Source organism: Mycobacterium sp. DL592 (assembly GCF_011694515.1).
In the GTDB taxonomy this organism is placed as follows: domain Bacteria; phylum Actinomycetota; class Actinomycetes; order Mycobacteriales; family Mycobacteriaceae; genus Mycobacterium.
Genome location: NZ_CP050192.1, coordinates 661,457 through 676,450, shown reverse-complemented (window position 1 = coordinate 676,450; position 14,994 = coordinate 661,457). Strand labels below are relative to the sequence as shown.

Sequence of the window (14,994 nt, the reverse complement as noted above, 5' to 3'; positions counted from 1 at the left end):
CTGTCAGGCGATGGCGGTTGGTCCGGCTGTTGTCAGTGCGTAGGAGCGGTGGGCGGGCTGACGCATCGTCGCGAACTGCACTACCGATGCGCCCACCTGGCGGGGAGTCAGGGTGGATCCCATCGACTGCACGAAGGTGTCGACGTCGACCCCCTGCCGTTCGGCGTAGGCCGCCACTGCCGCGGCCCCGAGTTCTGTCGCCGGCGTCAGCTGCGGAAGCAGGGACGTGAAATCGATTCCGAGGCCGTCCCTTTCCGACTCGATGGCGGCATAATCGGTCAGGAACTTCACCGTGGCGTTGGCGCCGGCGTAGCCGCCGCTCAGCGGTGACCCGTTGATCGCGGCGCCGCTGGAGAACACGATCACCGAGCTGCCCGGATCCAGCGGGCAGCGCAGGGCTTCGCGGGTCCAGTGGAAGGCCTGCGCGACGTCGACGTTCCAGTTCGCGCTGAAGCTTTCCCACGTCTGGTTCTGGATCGGTGTCATCAGCGGGGCGGCTCCGGCGCACAGCACCACGGTGCGTGGCCGGTACTGTCCGATGAGCCGACTGGCGATGGCCGGGTCGGCGGCGTCGGCGATCACGGCCGTGAAGGAATCGCCGAGTTCGGCGTGCACCTGCTCGAGTTGGGCGCCGGTGCGGGCCACGCCGACGACGTGGGCGCCGGTCGCCACCAATGCCTCGGCGATGCCGCGCCCGAATCCGCGGCTCGCGCCGGTCACGATCGCAGTCGTCTCACGCATGTCGGTTGAATGTGTTTCGGGGTTCATGCCAATTGAGATACCTCGCGCAGCCCGAACTCATCGGTGGGCCGGTCAGCGATGAGTTTCGGCGGCCACCCGGATCTGTATTGAGGTAGGACGTCCGCTATGTCCAGTAGGAGAACACCGTGCCGGTCCAGGAAGACTTCATCGAACAGGCCGCGCCCTTTCGGGCTGAGCTGATCGCCCACTGTTACCGGATGGTGGGCTCGGTGCACGACGCCGAGGATCTGGTGCAGGAGACGTTCCTGCGGGGCTGGCGCGGCTATTCCGCCTTCGAGGAGCGGGCCGCGCTGCGCACCTGGTTGTACCGGATCGCGACCTCGGCCTGCCTGCGGGCGCTGGAGAACCGCGGGCGGCGCGTGCTGCCCGCAGGCCTGGGCGGCGGTTCGACCGACCCGGATATCGCATTGGACGCCGACGGGGGCGGCTATCAATGGCTCGAGCCGCTGCCGGATTCGCTGACACCGGAGACTCAGGCCCTGGCCCGCGAGAGCGTCCGGTTGGCGGTGATGACGGCGATGCAGGAGCTACCGCCGCGGCAGCGGGCTGTGCTGATCCTGCGCGACGTCGTCGAATTCAGCGCCGCCGAAGTCGCCGAGCTGCTGGAGACGACTCCGGCCGCGGTCAACAGCGCCCTGCAGCGGGCGCGGTCTCACCTCGCCGCGGTGGCGCCCGCGGAGGACAGCGTGGCGGTGCCCGCCGATATCGAACGCCGGGAGCTGCTCGAGCGTTACTGCGCGGCGTTCGAGAATGCCGACCTCGCGGCGCTGACCGACCTGCTGGCGGCCGACGTGCGGCTGGAGATGCCGCCGGTGCCGGTCTGGTTCGCCGGACGCGACGCGGTCACCCGGTTCCTCGTCAAACGCGCGTTCGCCGCGCCCGGCGACGTGGCCCTGGTCCCGACCGGGGCCAATGGGCAGCCCGCTGTCGCGGAGTATCGCCGGGACCCCGATGGCGTCCTGGCGGCGCACTCCATCCACGTCATCACCGCGGGGCACGACGGAATCTCGGCGATCACCGTGTTTCTGGAGCCGACCCTGTTCGCCGGCTTCGAGATGCCGCCGACCTGGTGAAGGCTGGCCGCTGCTACAGCGAAAGTATTGTGGCCGAGGCGGTTCCGGGTGCGCCGTAGACCTGGGCCAGCCCGACGCGCGGGTTGCCCGGCACTTGGCGCTCACCGGCCTCACCGCGCAGCTGGCGCACCAGCTCGTGCATCTGGCGCAGCCCGGATGCCCCGATCGGCTCGCCGTTGGCGATCAGGCCGCCGTCGGTGTTGATCGGCAACGAGCCGTGGATCTCGGTGGTGCCGTCGGCAAGTAGCTTCTCCTGCTCGCCGTCGGCGCACAGGCCCGTCTCGGCCATGTGGATGACTTCCGCGCCGGCGTCGGTGTCCTGCAGCTGGGCGATGTCGACGTCCTCGGGCCCGATCCCGGCGGCCTCGTAGGCGGCCTTGGCGGCGTAGACGGTCGGCGAGACATCCTCGTCCAGCGGCGCCGAGGTGCCGTGCACCTCGTAGGCGCCGTAGGTGCGGGTGCGGATCTCGCTGGCCCGCACATACACCGGCTTGTCGGTAAAGCGGTGGGCGATGTCGGCCCGGCACATGATGACCGCGGCCGCACCTTCGTCGGGAGCGCAGAACATGTACTGCCGCAGCGGATAGTTCAGCACCGGCGAGGCCATGATCTCCTCGACCGAGATCTCCTTGCGGCGAAACGCATTGGGGTTGCGCACACCGTTGCGGAAGTTCTTGTTGGCCACCCGCGCCAGCGTCTCCTCGGAGATGTTGTGGTCGTGGAGATAGCGGTTAGCCTTGATGCCGAAGAACTTCGTGGTGACGAACTGCCCGTTCTCGGCATACCACTGCGGCAGCGCCAGTTTGGCGGGGTCGTCGGTGAACGCGCCGCGCGGATGCTTGTCGAGCCCGATGGCGATACCGATGTCGTACTTGCCGAGGCGGATGGTGTCGGCGGTCTGCTGGATGGCGCTGGCCGCGGTGGCGCACGCGTTGAAGACGTTGGTGAACGTGATGCCGGTGAGACCGACAAGCCGGGTGACCGCATCCGGGTTGGACACCTCGTAGCTACCGCCGAAGCCGAACTGAATGTCCTTCCACTGCACACCGGCGTCGGTGAGCGCGGCCTGGATGGCGTCGGCGCCCATCTGCATGGCGGTCTTGTCGAAGCGGCCGAACGGGTGCAGGCCCACGCCGATGATGGCGACGTCATTGGTCATGTCTTGAATTCCTCTCGACTCAGACCGGCTGGAAGGCGAAGGTGACGATCTCGTTGCCGTCGGCGTCGGTGGCGAACGGGATCATGGTCAACTCGACGTCCATCCCCCACTCGAGCTTGGCGGGGTCGTTCTCGGTCAGGCGGCCTTCGACGCGCACCACGGCCTCGTCTCCGAGGCCGAGCTGGACCAGGCCGACCCCGAACGGGACGAAGTCCTTGCCGGTCGGGCCGATGTAGGGCGGACCGGGGGCAAAGCCCTGGGTGGTCCAAGCCACCAGCGTCCCCCGCCGCGGCAGTTTGACCTCGGCCATCTCGCCGGCACTGCACCGCGGGCAGCGGTCCTGGGTTGGGAAGACCACCGCGGCGCACCTCCCGCATTTACTGCCGATGAGCTGCGGGTTCTCCTGCGGCCATGTGGAGATTTCCGGGGCCAGGGCCTTCTGCATAGCTGCGATCCTCCGTCGACTCGGTAGGCGGATCGTACAACACAGTTAGCCCCATTTGGAAACCCCATTCTCATTTACGTGCATGCGCTTCTCACGTCAGCGCGGGGATGACCTCGCGCTCGAAGAGTTCGATGCCAGACCGGTCGTAGGCGGCCTCGGGGAAGTAGCAGATGACGTACTCGCAGCCGAGCTCCCGCAGGCCCGTCAGGCTCTCGACCACCTGCTCGGGGGTGCCGGCCGCCGAGCCGGGTGCGCTGAACATGGACAACATCGCGTCGGCCGCGTCGTCCCCGCAGACCCCGGCCAGCCGATCACGCACCCGCTGGATCCGCTGGGCGACGTCGGCCTCGCTGCTGCCCAGGATCGCGTTGACGTTCGCCGAGCGCACGATCGCGCCAAAATCGGTGCCGACCTCGCCGCAGTGTTCGGCCAGCACCTGCGACTTGTGCCGGAATCCCTCGGGATCGGAGGTGAAGTTGGTGTACTGCGCGTACTTCGCGGCGATCTTCAACGTAACTCTCTCGCCACCACCGGCGATCCACAACGGAATCCCGTCCCCCTGCAACGGCTTTGGCGCGACGATCGCGCCGTCGACCTGATAGTGCTTACCGGTGAAGCTCACCCGGCCGTCACGCCACGCGTCTCGCATGATCTGTACGCCTTCGTCGAGGCGGGCCAGCCGCGCCCCGGCCGAGGGGAATCCGTATCCGTAGGCCCGCCATTCGTGCTCGTACCAGCCGCCGCCGATGCCCATCTGCACGCGCCCGCCGGAGATGATGTCGGTGGTGGCCGCGACCTTGGCCAGATACGCCGGGTTGCGATAGCTCATCGCCGTACACATCTGGCCGAGCTTGATCCGCGACGTGGTCGCAGCGTAGGCGGCCATCAGCGTCCACGCCTCGTGGGTGGCCTCGTCGGTGGGGACGGGCACGGTATGGAAGTGGTCATAGACCCACAACGAGTCCCATGGCCCGTTGTCTGCGTGGGTGGCCAGATCGCTCATGACCTGCCAGTGCTTGTCCGTGGGAATGCCGACGAGGTCGAGTCGCCAGCCCTGTGGGATGAAGAGTCCGAAGCGCATAGTTCTCGACTCTACGGCTGACGCCGGATCGGGCAACCCTCACTTCGAGTACAGGTCCGCCACGTCGCGAAGGCTCACTTTGAGCGACTGGGTGCGCGGGAGTTCGCCGACGACGGCGACACCGACCGGCACGCAGTGTTTGGGCAGCTGCCCGCGCACCAGCGCGATCAGCTCCTCCGATGACGGTGCCGCGGTACCCGGCAGGGTTTCCACCGCGGCGAAGGGCACCTGCCCCAACCGGTCGTCAGGTACGCCCACCACCGCGGCGTCGCGCACGCCCGGGTGTGAAACCAGCACGCGCCGAACGGTTTCCGGTAGGACTTTGAACCCGCCCCGGTTGATCGCGCCATCGGCGCGGCCGTGCAAGGTGATGAATCCGTCGGCGTCGATCGAGGCGAGGTCGTTGGTCCGGATCCAGTCCGGGCTGATGGTCGCGATCCGCGCCTCCAGCACACCCTGTTCGCCCGTCGGCACCACGTCCGCGGTCTGCGGGTCGATGATGCGCACCTCGGTGTCGGGCAGCACCCGCCCCGAGCTGGCCCGCTTGAGCGCACCGAACTCCCGATACAGCTCGGGCGTCCACGTACACACCGAGCCTGCGAATTCCGTTGCCCCGTAGGCCAGTAGAACCGGAATGCCGTACCGCTGCTCGAAGGCGTCGCGGGTCTCGGCGTCCAGTGGTCCCGACGCGCTCACCACGTAGTCGAGCGTGGCGAGGTCCTCGCGCGGCAGATCGGCCTCCACCAGCATCCGCACTGCAGCCGGTTGCAGCGCGCCGCGGCGGATGCCGTACGCCTTGACGACCCGCACCCACTCCGGCACCGAGAACTTCTCCAGCAGGGCGATGCGCTTGCCGAGGTAGGCACCGGTGATCAATTGGCAGACTCCACCGATACCGCCCAGCGGCCAGTACATGAGCTCGGGCGGTTCGTCGGCGGAAGCGGTCGGGCCGGCCACGCTATAGACCGTGTGCTCGAGCACCGATGCCGGAATGTCGTGTCGCTTGGGCGGTCCGGTGGTGCCGCTGGTGAGCACCCGCAGCCCGGCCGAGCCGTCGCGCCCGGCGCCCGACAGCTCCGGCGCCACCCGCTCGAGACCGACGACGAGTTCGGCACCCGGTATGTCCAGCGACACCGCCATGCCGGCGGTTCCCGTCCACCGGGCCGCTTCGATGACCGGTTCGGTCCAGTCCGCGTGGTCGGCGACGACGGCGGCCGGGCGAAGCTGCTCGATGTCTCGGCCGATGCCCTGCGGGGATTGGTAGGAGTAGATCATCGACACCCAGCGCCCGGCGGCGAGCAGGCCCACCACCGCGGCGGCGTGCGGCGGCCGGTTGCGCGCCACCACCGCGACCGTGGCGCCGTCGGCCACTCCCGCGTCGTGCAGCGCCGCGTCGATCCCCTCGACGTAGCCGGTGATCTCCCCACCGCTGTACCAGCGGCCCTCGAACTCGATGCAGGGTGCGTCGCCGTAGCGGGTCAGACTGGCGGCCAGCGCGCTGCAGAACTCGCCTGCGCCGTCGCTCATGCGGTAACGCTAGCGCCGATCCGCACCGCACAACGCAAAGATCCCCGAAACGAAACCGTTTCGGGGACCTTGCGTCTCGTGCCTACAGCAGCGAGGCCGGCGGGTTGAAGCGGTCGCCGTACTTGGCGGCCAGCTCCTTGGCCCGCGCGACGAACCCGGCCTTACCGCCATGCGGGTAGCCGGTGATCAGCTGCGCGGCGCCACCGGTCCACGGCGGGAAGCCGATGCCCATGATCGAGCCGATGTTGGCGTCGGCGGTCGTGGTGATCACGCCCTCGTCGAAGCACTTCTGGGTTTCCAGTGCCTCGGCGAACAGCATCCGATCGATCATGTCCTGCAACGGAATCTGCGAACTGCCGGAGTTGAATGTCTCCCGCAGGCCGGGCCACAGCCGGGTCCGCTTGCCGTCGACGTACTCGTAGAAGCCGGCACCGGACAGCCGCGACGGACGCCCGATCTCGATCATCTTCTCGACGACCGCCTCGGCCGGATGCCCGGTGTAGGTGCCGCCCGCGTCCTCGACACCCTTGCGGGTGGCGACGGCGATCTTGTGCATCAGCTCGAGGTTGAGCTCGTCGGACAGCTGAAGCGGCGGGGCCGGGTAACCGGCCTGCGCACCCGCGTGCTCGATGGACGCCGGCTCGACACCCTCGCCGAGCATCGCCAGCGCCTCGTTGACGAAGGTGCCGATGACGCGGCTGGTGTAGAAACCGCGGCTGTCGTTGACCACGATCGGGGTCTTGCCGATGGCCAGCGTGTAGTCGAACACCCGGGCCAGCGCCTCGTCAGAGGTCTTCTCGCCCTTGATGATCTCCACCAGCGGCATCTTGTCGACCGGCGAGAAGAAGTGGATTCCGATGAAGTCGTCCTGACGCTTCACGCCGGTCGCCAGTTCGGTGATGGGCAGCGTCGAGGTGTTCGATCCCAGCAGCGCGTTGGGCTCGACGATGTCCTCGATCTCCTGGAACACCTTGTGCTTCAGGTCGACCGACTCGAAGACGGCTTCGATGACGAAGTCGACACCGGCGAAGTCGGCGGCATCGGCGGTCGGGGTGATCCGGGCCAGCAGCGCGTCGGAGCGCTCCTTGGAGGTCTTGCCGCGCTCGAGCGCCTTGGCCTCGAGCTTCTCGGAGTAGGACTTGCCCTTCTGTGCGGCCTCGATGGTGACGTCCTTGAGGACGACGTCGAAGCCGGCCTTGGCCGAGACGTAGGCGATACCGGCACCCATCATGCCCGCGCCCAGCACACCGATCTTGGTGATCGGGGTCTTGCCGATGCCCTCGGGCCGCGAGCCACCGGAGTTGATGGCCTGCAGGTCGAAGAAGAACGCCTGGATCATGTTCTTGGCGATCGGGCCGGTGACGAGCTCGGTGAAGTAGCGGCTCTCGATGCGGGTCGCGGTCTCGAAGTCCACCTGCGCACCCTCGACGGCCGCGGCCAGGATGTTGCGCGGGGCGGGCATCGGTGCGCCCTTGAGCTGCTTGCGCAGCAGCGACGGGAAGGACGGCAGGATCGCCGCCAGCGCCGGGCTGCTCGGGGTACCGCCGGGCATCTTGTAGCCCTTGGCATCCCACGGCTGGGTGTGCGCGTCGGGGTTGGCCTTGATCCATGCCTTGGCGGCGGGGATCAGTTCCTCGACGCTGCCGACCAGCTCGTCGACCAGACCGTTCTCCTTGGCAGCGGCCGGCTTGAACCGGGTGCCCTGGCTCAGCACGTTGACGAAGGCGTTCTGGATGCCCAGCATCCGCACGGTCCGGGCCACGCCGCCGCCACCGGGCAGCAGGCCCAGGGTGACCTCGGGCAGGCCGATCTGCACACCCTTGACATCGGCGACGATGCGGTGATGGGTGGCCAGTGCGATCTCCAGGCCGCCACCGAGGGCGGCGCCGTTGATGGCCGCGACCACGGGGACACCCAGGGTCTCCAGCGCACGCAGATCGCGCTTGATGTCCTCGACCTCGTCGAAGATCTCACCGGCGTTCTCCGGGCCGGCATTGATCATGCTCTTGAGGTCACCGCCGGCGAAGAAGGTCTTCTTGCCGCTGGTGATCACCACACCGGTGATCGAAGTTGGGTCCTCTTTGACAAGGCGTGCTAGCTCTTCCACGGCCTTGTGCATGGATTCCTTGTAGTGCTCGTTCATCACATTGGCCGACCCGGTCGGGTCGTCCAGCGTCAGCGTGACGATGCCATCGGCATCCTTGTCCCACGCAATTGTGTTCTCAGCCATAGGTTTTCCTTACACTCGCTCGATGATGGTGGCCACGCCCATGCCGCCGCCGATGCACAGGGTGATCAGCGCGCGCTTGGCGCCGCGGCGCTCCAGCTCGTCGACCATGGTCCCGGTGATCATGGCGCCGGTGGCACCCAGCGGGTGGCCCATCGCGATGGCGCCGCCGTTGACGTTGAGCTTCTCGTTGGGGATGTTCAGGTCCTTCTGGAACTTCAGCACCACCGAGGCGAATGCCTCGTTGAGCTCGAACAGGTCGATGTCGTCGACGGTCAGGCCGGCACGGGCCAGTACCTTCTCGGTGGCCGGGGTGGGGCCGGTGAGCATGATCGTCGCGTCGGCGCCGGTCGTCGCGGTGGCCACCACGCGGGCGCGCGGGGTCAGGCCCTGGGACTTGCCCGCACTTTCGGAGCCGATGAGCACCAGCGCCGCACCGTCGACGATGCCCGAGCTGTTGCCGCCGGTGTGGACGTGGTTGATCTTCTCGATCCAGTGGTACTTCTGCAGCGCCACATCGTCGAAGCCGGCCATGGCGGCCAGGCCCTCGAACGCGGACTTCAGCTTGCCGAGGCTTTCCACCGTGGTGCCGGGGCGCATGTGCTCGTCATGGTCGAGGATCACCAGGCCGTTCTGGTCGCGGACCGGGACCACCGACTTGGCGAAGTAGCCGCCCGACCACGCCGCGGCGGCGCGTTCCTGGGACTGCGCGGCGTAGGCGTCGACGTCCTCGCGGGAGAAGCCCTCGATGGTGGCGATCAGGTCGGCACCGATGCCCTGGGGGGCGATGTAGTTGTCAAAGGTGAAGGGGACGTCGGTGAACATCGCGCCGCCGTCGGAACCCATCGGAACGCGGCTCATCGACTCGACACCACCGGCGAGCACCAGGTCGTCCCAGCCGGAGCGGACCTTCTGTGCGGCGGTGTTGACGGCCTCCAGGCCCGAGGCGCAGAACCGGTTGAGCTGCACGCCACCGACGGTGTCGGGCATACCGGCGGCCAGCACGGCGGTGCGGGCGATGTCGCCGCCCTGGTCACCGACCGGGGAGACGCAGCCGAGGATGACGTCGCTGATCAGGCTCTCGTCGAGGTCGGGGAAGCGCGTGCGCAGTTCCTCGATCAGGCCGACGACCAGGTTGAGCGGCTTGACCTCGGTCAGCGAGCCGCCCCGCTGCTTACCGCGAGGCGTGCGAATGGCCTCGTAGATGAAGGCTTCTTCGGACATGGTTGTTTGCCCCTTCTGTCCTTTTCGGAGTGTGTGGATCCGGCGCCTGCGAGCCTAGACCTCTGTACTGGCACCCTAACAGGCTGTTCGGCCAACCTGTTGGTTGGGCGTCTGAGCTGGGATTCCGCCCCATTCGCTCAGTAGGCTCTGTGCCCATGACGGAACCCACTGTCGCCGGCCCGGCGGCGACGGTCCAGCGGCTGCAACCGTATGCGGTCAACATCTTCGCCGCGATGTCGGCGCTCGCCGCGCGGCTCGACGCGGTGAACCTCGGCCAAGGCTTCCCTGACGAGGACGGCCCCATCGGCATGCTCGAAGCCGCCCAGAAGGCCATCGCCGACGGCGTGAACCAGTACCCGCCCGGTGCCGGCATCCTGCCGTTGCGCCAATCCGTCGCCGCGCAGCGCAAGCGCCGCTACGGCATGGAGTTCGACCCGGAGACCGAAGTGCTGATCACCGTCGGCGCCTCCGAGGCGATCGCCGCCTCGGTGCTCGGCCTGGTCGAACCGGGCTCCGACGTCCTCGTCATCGAGCCCGCCTTCGACACCTACGCGCCCGTCATCGCGATGGCCGGCTGCAACCGGATCACCGTCCCGCTGGCGCCGCACGGTCGCGGCTTCACCCTCGACGTCGACGCGCTGCGGGCCGCCGTCACCCCGCGGACTAAAGCGGTGATCGTCAACTCGCCGCACAACCCGACCGGCATGGTGCTCTCCGACCGCGACCTGCGCGCGTTGGCCCAGTTCGCGGTCGAGGCCGACCTGTTGGTGATCAGCGACGAGGTCTACGAGCACCTGGTCTACGACGGCACGCGGCATCTGCCGATCGCCACCTATCCCGGCATGGCCGAGCGCACCGTGACGATCTCCAGCGCGGCGAAGATGTTCAACTGCACCGGCTGGAAGATCGGCTGGGCCTGCGGCACACCGGAGCTGATCGCCGGGGTGCGCGCAGCCAAGCAGTACCTCTCCTATGTCGGCGGTGCGCCGTTCCAGCCCGCGGTGGCCTACGCGCTCAACGCCGAGGACGCCTGGGTCGATGCCCTGCGCGACTCGCTTCAGGTCAAGCGCGACCGCCTCGCCGGCGCACTGGACGATCTGGGCTTCGCCGTGCACGACAGCGCGGGCACCTACTTCCTGTGCGCCGATCCGCGGCCGCTGGGCTATTCCGACAGTGCCGCGTTCTGCGCCGAATTGCCGGCCCGCGCCGGCGTCGCGGCGATCCCGATGTCGGCGTTCTGCGATCCGAACTCCGGGCATGCCGACCAGTGGAATCACTTGGTGCGCTTCGCATTCTGCAAACGCGACGACACCCTCGACGAGGCGATCCTACGCCTGGCCGTGCTAAAGGGCGGCCGCGAGCTCCCATAGCGCGTCCGGCGGTGCGGGAATCCCCCGCAGCTGCGTGAGCACCAGGTCGCTGACACCGGCGGACCGGTAGGACCGCAGCTGTTCGAGTACCGCCTCGGCGGGCCCGATGGCCGCCAGCTCGGCGACACTGGAGACGCCTTCCCTGGCGATCACCTTCTGATAGGACGGGATCGCCGTGTAGAAGCTGAGTACTTCCTCTGCGGCGCGGCGTCCGGCGGGCACGTCATCGGTGACCAGGACCGGGACCGCGGCGATGACCCGGGGCTCAGGCCGCCCGGCCGCGGCCGCCGCGGCAGAGATCGTGGGCACGATGAACTCGCTGATGGTGCGCGGGCCGGCCAGATAGGGCAACGTTCCGTCGGCAAGCTCGCCGGTGACCGCAAGCGACTTGGGCCCCATCGCGGCGACATATATCGGTACCGGTGTCCCGCCGGCTACCCGTGGCGGCCACCCGGGGCTTGCGGTGATCTGGGAGCCGTGGAAATCGACTGTGCCAGTGTCGAAGATCGATCGCAGCACGGTGAGATGCTCACGGAGCCGCTCGACGGTGCCTGGCCACTTCTGCCCGAACGCCACCCGTTCGGGTTCGTGCGCTCCGAGACCTAGCCCCAGGGTGAAGTTGCCGTGGCTGGCGGCCTGTGCGGTCTGCGCGAGGGACGCCACCACCAGCGGGTGACGAGGATTGATCGGCACCACGAAGGTGCCGACGCCGAGACCTGGGACGGCCGCACCGACCACCCCGGACAGTGAGATGGCGTCGAGATCGAACTGCTGGGCGAACCACACCTGACGTACGCCCGCGGCGTACGCACCGCGGGCCTGGTTGATGACGTCATCGACGGCGTTGTCGGCATCGGCTTGGGGTGAGATCACGATTCCGGTTGGCATACCGGGGACAACTCAGGCTGATGCCGGCGGAATTCCGATCTACTCGGGCTGACGGGAACTGTTGCCACCCATGACGTAGCTGCGCAACCCTTCGGTCGCCGCCTGCAGGACCGTCTTCTTGGCACGCTTGACCAGGAACTCCGGCAGCGGCGCCGAGGGTTCCATGGTGATGTCGAAACGCACCCGCGTGCCCGCCGCTTCGGGGTGCAGCGTGTATTCGACGTGCTGGGCATGCTGTTGGGCAGTGCGGTCGGCGTCCCACACCACCCAGTCCCGGCCCCAGTGGTACTCCAGCATCTCGTGGTCGACCAGCCCGAGAATCTTGACGGTGACCCGGACGTGGTGCGGGCGCCCGTCGGGGTAGCGGTCGACGACGTGGGCGTGTTTGTGCACCGACGACCACGTCGGCACGGCCTCGACGTCGGCGAGCGCGTCGAGGATGGTCTCCGGCGAGGCGTCGATCACGATCTCTCGCGATGCTCGAACCGCCACAGGGCCAATCTAGCCAGCCCTCGGGCCGTACGACGAGGTTTGCCGGAACGCTTTCCCTACCAACCTATTTCATCGATCGCGGTGGACTCCCTCGGGGGTGAGCCGACCGGACCGGTGCTGCTTCTGGAGAACCGCGGTGCGGGCGCGGCCTGCGTGGTTCCGCCGACGTCGACCAGGGTGCCGCGCTCCCGCAGGTGCGCGCTGGCGGCGGCTTCGGTCCAGTCGAGAACCGGCGTGACACACGCGTCGGTGCCCGCGAAGATCGCGGCCCATTCGTCTCGGGTCTTGGCGGCGAAGCGCTCGGTGAAGATCCGCGCCATCTCGGGCCGGCCGGCGAGGTCCGACTGGGCAGGCACCTCGTCAGCCGAAAGACCAAGTCCAGCAATCAATTCGGCGAAGAACTGCGGTTCGATCGAACCGACCGCCATGTACTTGCCGTCGGCCGTCTCGTAGGTGCGATAGTACGGGCAGCTGCCGTCGAGCATGAACGACTCGCGCGCGTCGGAGAGCCGTCCCGTCGACTTGATCGTCCACATCGCCTGGGCCAGCACGCTGACACCGTCGACCATCGCCGCGTCGACCACCTGACCCTGACCCGACTTCTCCCGCTCGTAGAGCGCGGCGACGATGCCCAGCAGCACCAGCATCGAGCCGCCGCCGAAATCGGCGACCAGGTTCAGCGGCACCACCGGGGGCCGGTCGCGGTAGCCGATCGCATTCAGCGCCCCGGTCTGGGACAGGTAGTTGATGTCGTGGCCGGCCGCCGAGGCCAGCGGACCGTCCTGGCCCCAGCCGGTCATGCGGGCGAAGATCAGCCGCGGGTTGACGGCCGCGCACTGTTCGGGGCCGATGCCCAGCCGCTCGCAGGTGCCGGGACGGAAGCAGTCCAGCAGCACGTCGGCCTTGGCCACCAGATCCAGCAGCGCCTGCCGCTGCGACTTCATGTCCAGGTCGACCACACGCTTGCCGCGGTGAAACAGGTCGATGTGCTCGGCGGGCATGGCCAGTCCCCCGCTGGGTCTGCGCACCCGCACCACGTCGGCGCCCAGGTCGGACAGCACCATCGCGGCGTGCGGTCCCGGCCCGATCCCGCCCAGCTCGATAACTCTCACCCCGGCGAGGGGCCCGGAACCAGTCACGCGATCAAGGTAACTCAGCCCTTCTTGACTTTGAGTACCTGCTTGCGCAGACCGTCGGTGGCGGTCTCCATCGCACCCTTGATCGTGCGCTTGACCACGAAGCCGGGTAGCGGTACCGCCAGGTCGATGCTGAGGTCGAACCGCACCTTGGTCTTGTCCCCGGCGGGGGTCAGCGTGTACGAGGCGTCCTGGGAGCGTAGCTGCCCAGCCTTGATCAGCGTCCAGCTCGCACTGCTGTCGGTCCAGCTGTATTCGACGATTTGCTCGTCGGTCAGGCCCGCGGCCTTGATCTTCATCTTGACCTGCCGGGGCCGGCCGTCGTCGTAGGCGTCGAGCACCTCGGCACTCTGGTACTGCGGCGACCACGTCGGTGTCGACTCGACGTCGGCGATCACGTCGAGAATCTCCTCGGGTGTCGCTTCGATGACCACTTCGCGGGAATCTTTGACTGCCATGGCGTGACCATAGCGAGGCGGCTGCGCCGGTGGACCGGTTTGGCCATCGACATCCGGCGCCCCGACTACGACGGCGGGATCAGCATTGACTGCCAGGTCTTGTTCTGCGGGTGGGCGAGGTCTGCCTGGGTGTAGCGCTTGCCGTCGGGGCCGACGTAGCCGCCGGTGGCGGGGTCGTAGGGAACGAAGGCCACCGGCGCCTGCCGTGGGTCGGTGCCCGGCGGGTACTGCGGCACACCCTGGCCGGAGAACGTCGCGTTGGGGTCGCCCTTCCAGTTGAAGCCGTCGTTCAGCGGCACGTAGTTCTCGTCGCTCTCGCACATCTCGATCGTGGGCGCCCGCTTCCACGGCTTTGTCTCGCACGGAATGTTGCGCACGCCACGGACATTCATGTCGGAATCCTGCGGGATCCGGCAGTACAGGTCGCCGGCCGGACGTTCGGGATAATCGACGTCGGATGCCGAGCGCTGCTGGTCCACCGGCAGGAACCCGGTGTTGCATGGTGGCGGCAGGTTGAGGTTGAGGTTGAAGTCCAGATAGATGCCCCGGTAAGCCTGTTTGACCCCGGAGTCCGCCACCGCGATCGCCGACATCACGGCCGTGCCCTGCGGGAAGAGGACCAGTAGCTGTTCAAGGTCGTTGCGATAGGTGACCGCGATGTCGCCGAGGCTGACCAGGTTGGCCAATAGCACGGGCAGCGTCGGCGCGACCCGGTCGAACAGCGCCCTGCCCTCGTCGAGCCCGGGACCGCCGACCCTCAACAAGTCGGCGAACGCCGCATCCTGATCTTTGAACTGTCCGGTGATCGAGGCCATCCGCGCCGCCCAGACGGCGATCGAGTCCGAGGTGCGGACTTGGGATTCGAGCACCGGTGGCGACTGGTCGATCAACTGGGTCAGCGGTCCGACGGTCTTGCCGCCCTCGATCCCCAGCGCCGTCGACCCGTCGACGATGCGGGCCAGCTCGGGACCCAGGCCGCCGACCGCCTTGGCGGCTTCGTCGACGACGGTGCGCAGGTTCTCCTGCGGGATCGCCTGCAACGCTGTGTTGGTCGCATCGAGCAGCTTGCCGATGTCGGGTGGGGTCTGCACGTCGGCGGCCGGTATGACGTCGCCGTCGCGCAGCTTCGGTCCGGAACCGGGTTGGGGGGTC

At 67.9% G+C, this 14,994-nt stretch carries 14 protein-coding genes; 2 read left to right on the top strand and 12 right to left on the bottom strand.

What is annotated here, in order from left to right; all coding sequences use genetic code 11:
* Positions 1–3: 3 nt before the first annotated feature.
* Entirely contained in the window at positions 4–741 is a 738-nt protein-coding gene (locus tag HBE64_RS03325; RefSeq protein ID WP_243841481.1) for an SDR family oxidoreductase, read from the bottom strand.
* Between the two features lie 146 nt (positions 742–887).
* On the opposite strand from HBE64_RS03325, the gene HBE64_RS03320 reads away from it, so the two are divergent.
* Positions 888–1,835, top strand: a complete 948-nt coding sequence (locus tag HBE64_RS03320; RefSeq protein WP_167097751.1) for an RNA polymerase subunit sigma-70 — start codon at positions 888–890, stop codon at positions 1,833–1,835.
* A gap of 13 nt (positions 1,836–1,848) precedes the next feature.
* Here the strand turns inward: HBE64_RS03320 and HBE64_RS03315 are convergent, their stop codons facing one another.
* The 6 genes from HBE64_RS03315 to HBE64_RS03290 all read right to left on the bottom strand — a co-directional run bounded on the left by HBE64_RS03315 (position 1,849) and on the right by HBE64_RS03290 (position 9,498).
* Complete coding sequence (locus HBE64_RS03315) at positions 1,849–2,994, bottom strand: thiolase family protein (RefSeq protein ID WP_167097749.1); 1,146 nt, start codon at positions 2,992–2,994, stop codon at positions 1,849–1,851.
* A gap of 19 nt (positions 2,995–3,013) precedes the next feature.
* Positions 3,014–3,439, bottom strand: coding sequence for a Zn-ribbon domain-containing OB-fold protein (locus HBE64_RS03310; protein ID WP_167097747.1), 426 nt, complete (start codon positions 3,437–3,439; stop codon positions 3,014–3,016).
* Positions 3,440–3,530: 91 nt separating this feature from the next.
* The gene (locus HBE64_RS03305) at positions 3,531–4,520 is read right to left on the bottom strand and encodes an LLM class F420-dependent oxidoreductase (protein WP_167097745.1); all 990 of its coding nucleotides are present in this window, start codon (positions 4,518–4,520) and stop codon (positions 3,531–3,533) included.
* 39 nt (positions 4,521–4,559) lie between these two features.
* Positions 4,560–6,047, bottom strand: coding sequence for a class I adenylate-forming enzyme family protein (locus HBE64_RS03300; protein ID WP_167097743.1), 1,488 nt, complete (start codon positions 6,045–6,047; stop codon positions 4,560–4,562).
* A gap of 82 nt (positions 6,048–6,129) precedes the next feature.
* Entirely contained in the window at positions 6,130–8,277 is a 2,148-nt protein-coding gene (locus HBE64_RS03295) for a 3-hydroxyacyl-CoA dehydrogenase NAD-binding domain-containing protein (protein WP_167097741.1), read from the bottom strand.
* 9 nt (positions 8,278–8,286) lie between these two features.
* Positions 8,287–9,498 carry an acetyl-CoA C-acetyltransferase gene (locus HBE64_RS03290; RefSeq protein ID WP_167097739.1) on the bottom strand — a complete coding sequence of 404 codons (1,212 nt, stop codon included), beginning with the start codon at positions 9,496–9,498 and terminating at the stop codon, positions 8,287–8,289.
* Positions 9,499–9,653: 155 nt separating this feature from the next.
* Between HBE64_RS03290 and HBE64_RS03285 the strand changes: the two genes are divergently transcribed.
* Positions 9,654–10,868, top strand: coding sequence for a pyridoxal phosphate-dependent aminotransferase (locus HBE64_RS03285; protein WP_167097737.1), 1,215 nt, complete (start codon positions 9,654–9,656; stop codon positions 10,866–10,868).
* On the opposite strand, the gene HBE64_RS03280 is transcribed toward HBE64_RS03285, so the two are convergent.
* From HBE64_RS03280 to HBE64_RS03260, 5 genes are all read right to left on the bottom strand, one after another.
* A complete protein-coding gene (locus HBE64_RS03280) occupies positions 10,842–11,756 on the bottom strand; it encodes an LLM class F420-dependent oxidoreductase (protein ID WP_167097735.1) in 915 nt (304 codons plus the stop codon). The genes HBE64_RS03285 and HBE64_RS03280 overlap by 27 nt on opposite strands.
* 39 nt (positions 11,757–11,795) lie before the next feature.
* Positions 11,796–12,248 carry an SRPBCC family protein gene (locus HBE64_RS03275; protein ID WP_167097733.1) on the bottom strand — a complete coding sequence of 151 codons (453 nt, stop codon included), beginning with the start codon at positions 12,246–12,248 and terminating at the stop codon, positions 11,796–11,798.
* Between the two features lie 56 nt (positions 12,249–12,304).
* Positions 12,305–13,387 carry a CaiB/BaiF CoA-transferase family protein gene (locus tag HBE64_RS03270; protein ID WP_167097731.1) on the bottom strand — a complete coding sequence of 361 codons (1,083 nt, stop codon included), beginning with the start codon at positions 13,385–13,387 and terminating at the stop codon, positions 12,305–12,307.
* A 14-nt stretch (positions 13,388–13,401) separates the two neighbouring features.
* The gene (locus HBE64_RS03265; protein WP_167097729.1) at positions 13,402–13,842 is read right to left on the bottom strand and encodes an SRPBCC family protein; all 441 of its coding nucleotides are present in this window, start codon (positions 13,840–13,842) and stop codon (positions 13,402–13,404) included.
* A 65-nt stretch (positions 13,843–13,907) separates the two neighbouring features.
* Positions 13,908–14,994 (bottom strand): MlaD family protein (locus HBE64_RS03260; RefSeq protein ID WP_167097727.1); only part of this gene is annotated, 1,087 nt, incomplete at its 5' end.

What these genes read in the sequence shown, in the direction of transcription:
- HBE64_RS03325 (WP_243841481.1), bottom strand. Translation starts at nt 741, where the DNA reads ATGCGTGAGACGACTGCGATCGTGACCGGCGCGAGCCGCGGATTCGGG.
- HBE64_RS03315 (WP_167097749.1), bottom strand. Translation starts at nt 2,994, where the DNA reads ATGACCAATGACGTCGCCATCATCGGCGTGGGCCTGCACCCGTTCGGC.
- HBE64_RS03310 (WP_167097747.1), bottom strand. Translation starts at nt 3,439, where the DNA reads ATGCAGAAGGCCCTGGCCCCGGAAATCTCCACATGGCCGCAGGAGAAC.
- HBE64_RS03305 (WP_167097745.1), bottom strand. Translation starts at nt 4,520, where the DNA reads ATGCGCTTCGGACTCTTCATCCCACAGGGCTGGCGACTCGACCTCGTC.
- HBE64_RS03300 (WP_167097743.1), bottom strand. Translation starts at nt 6,047, where the DNA reads ATGAGCGACGGCGCAGGCGAGTTCTGCAGCGCGCTGGCCGCCAGTCTG.
- HBE64_RS03295 (WP_167097741.1), bottom strand. Translation starts at nt 8,277, where the DNA reads ATGGCTGAGAACACAATTGCGTGGGACAAGGATGCCGATGGCATCGTC.
- HBE64_RS03290 (WP_167097739.1), bottom strand. Translation starts at nt 9,498, where the DNA reads ATGTCCGAAGAAGCCTTCATCTACGAGGCCATTCGCACGCCTCGCGGT.
- HBE64_RS03285 (WP_167097737.1), top strand. Translation starts at nt 9,654, where the DNA reads ATGACGGAACCCACTGTCGCCGGCCCGGCGGCGACGGTCCAGCGGCTG.
- HBE64_RS03280 (WP_167097735.1), bottom strand. Translation starts at nt 11,756, where the DNA reads ATGCCAACCGGAATCGTGATCTCACCCCAAGCCGATGCCGACAACGCC.
- HBE64_RS03265 (WP_167097729.1), bottom strand. Translation starts at nt 13,842, where the DNA reads ATGGCAGTCAAAGATTCCCGCGAAGTGGTCATCGAAGCGACACCCGAG.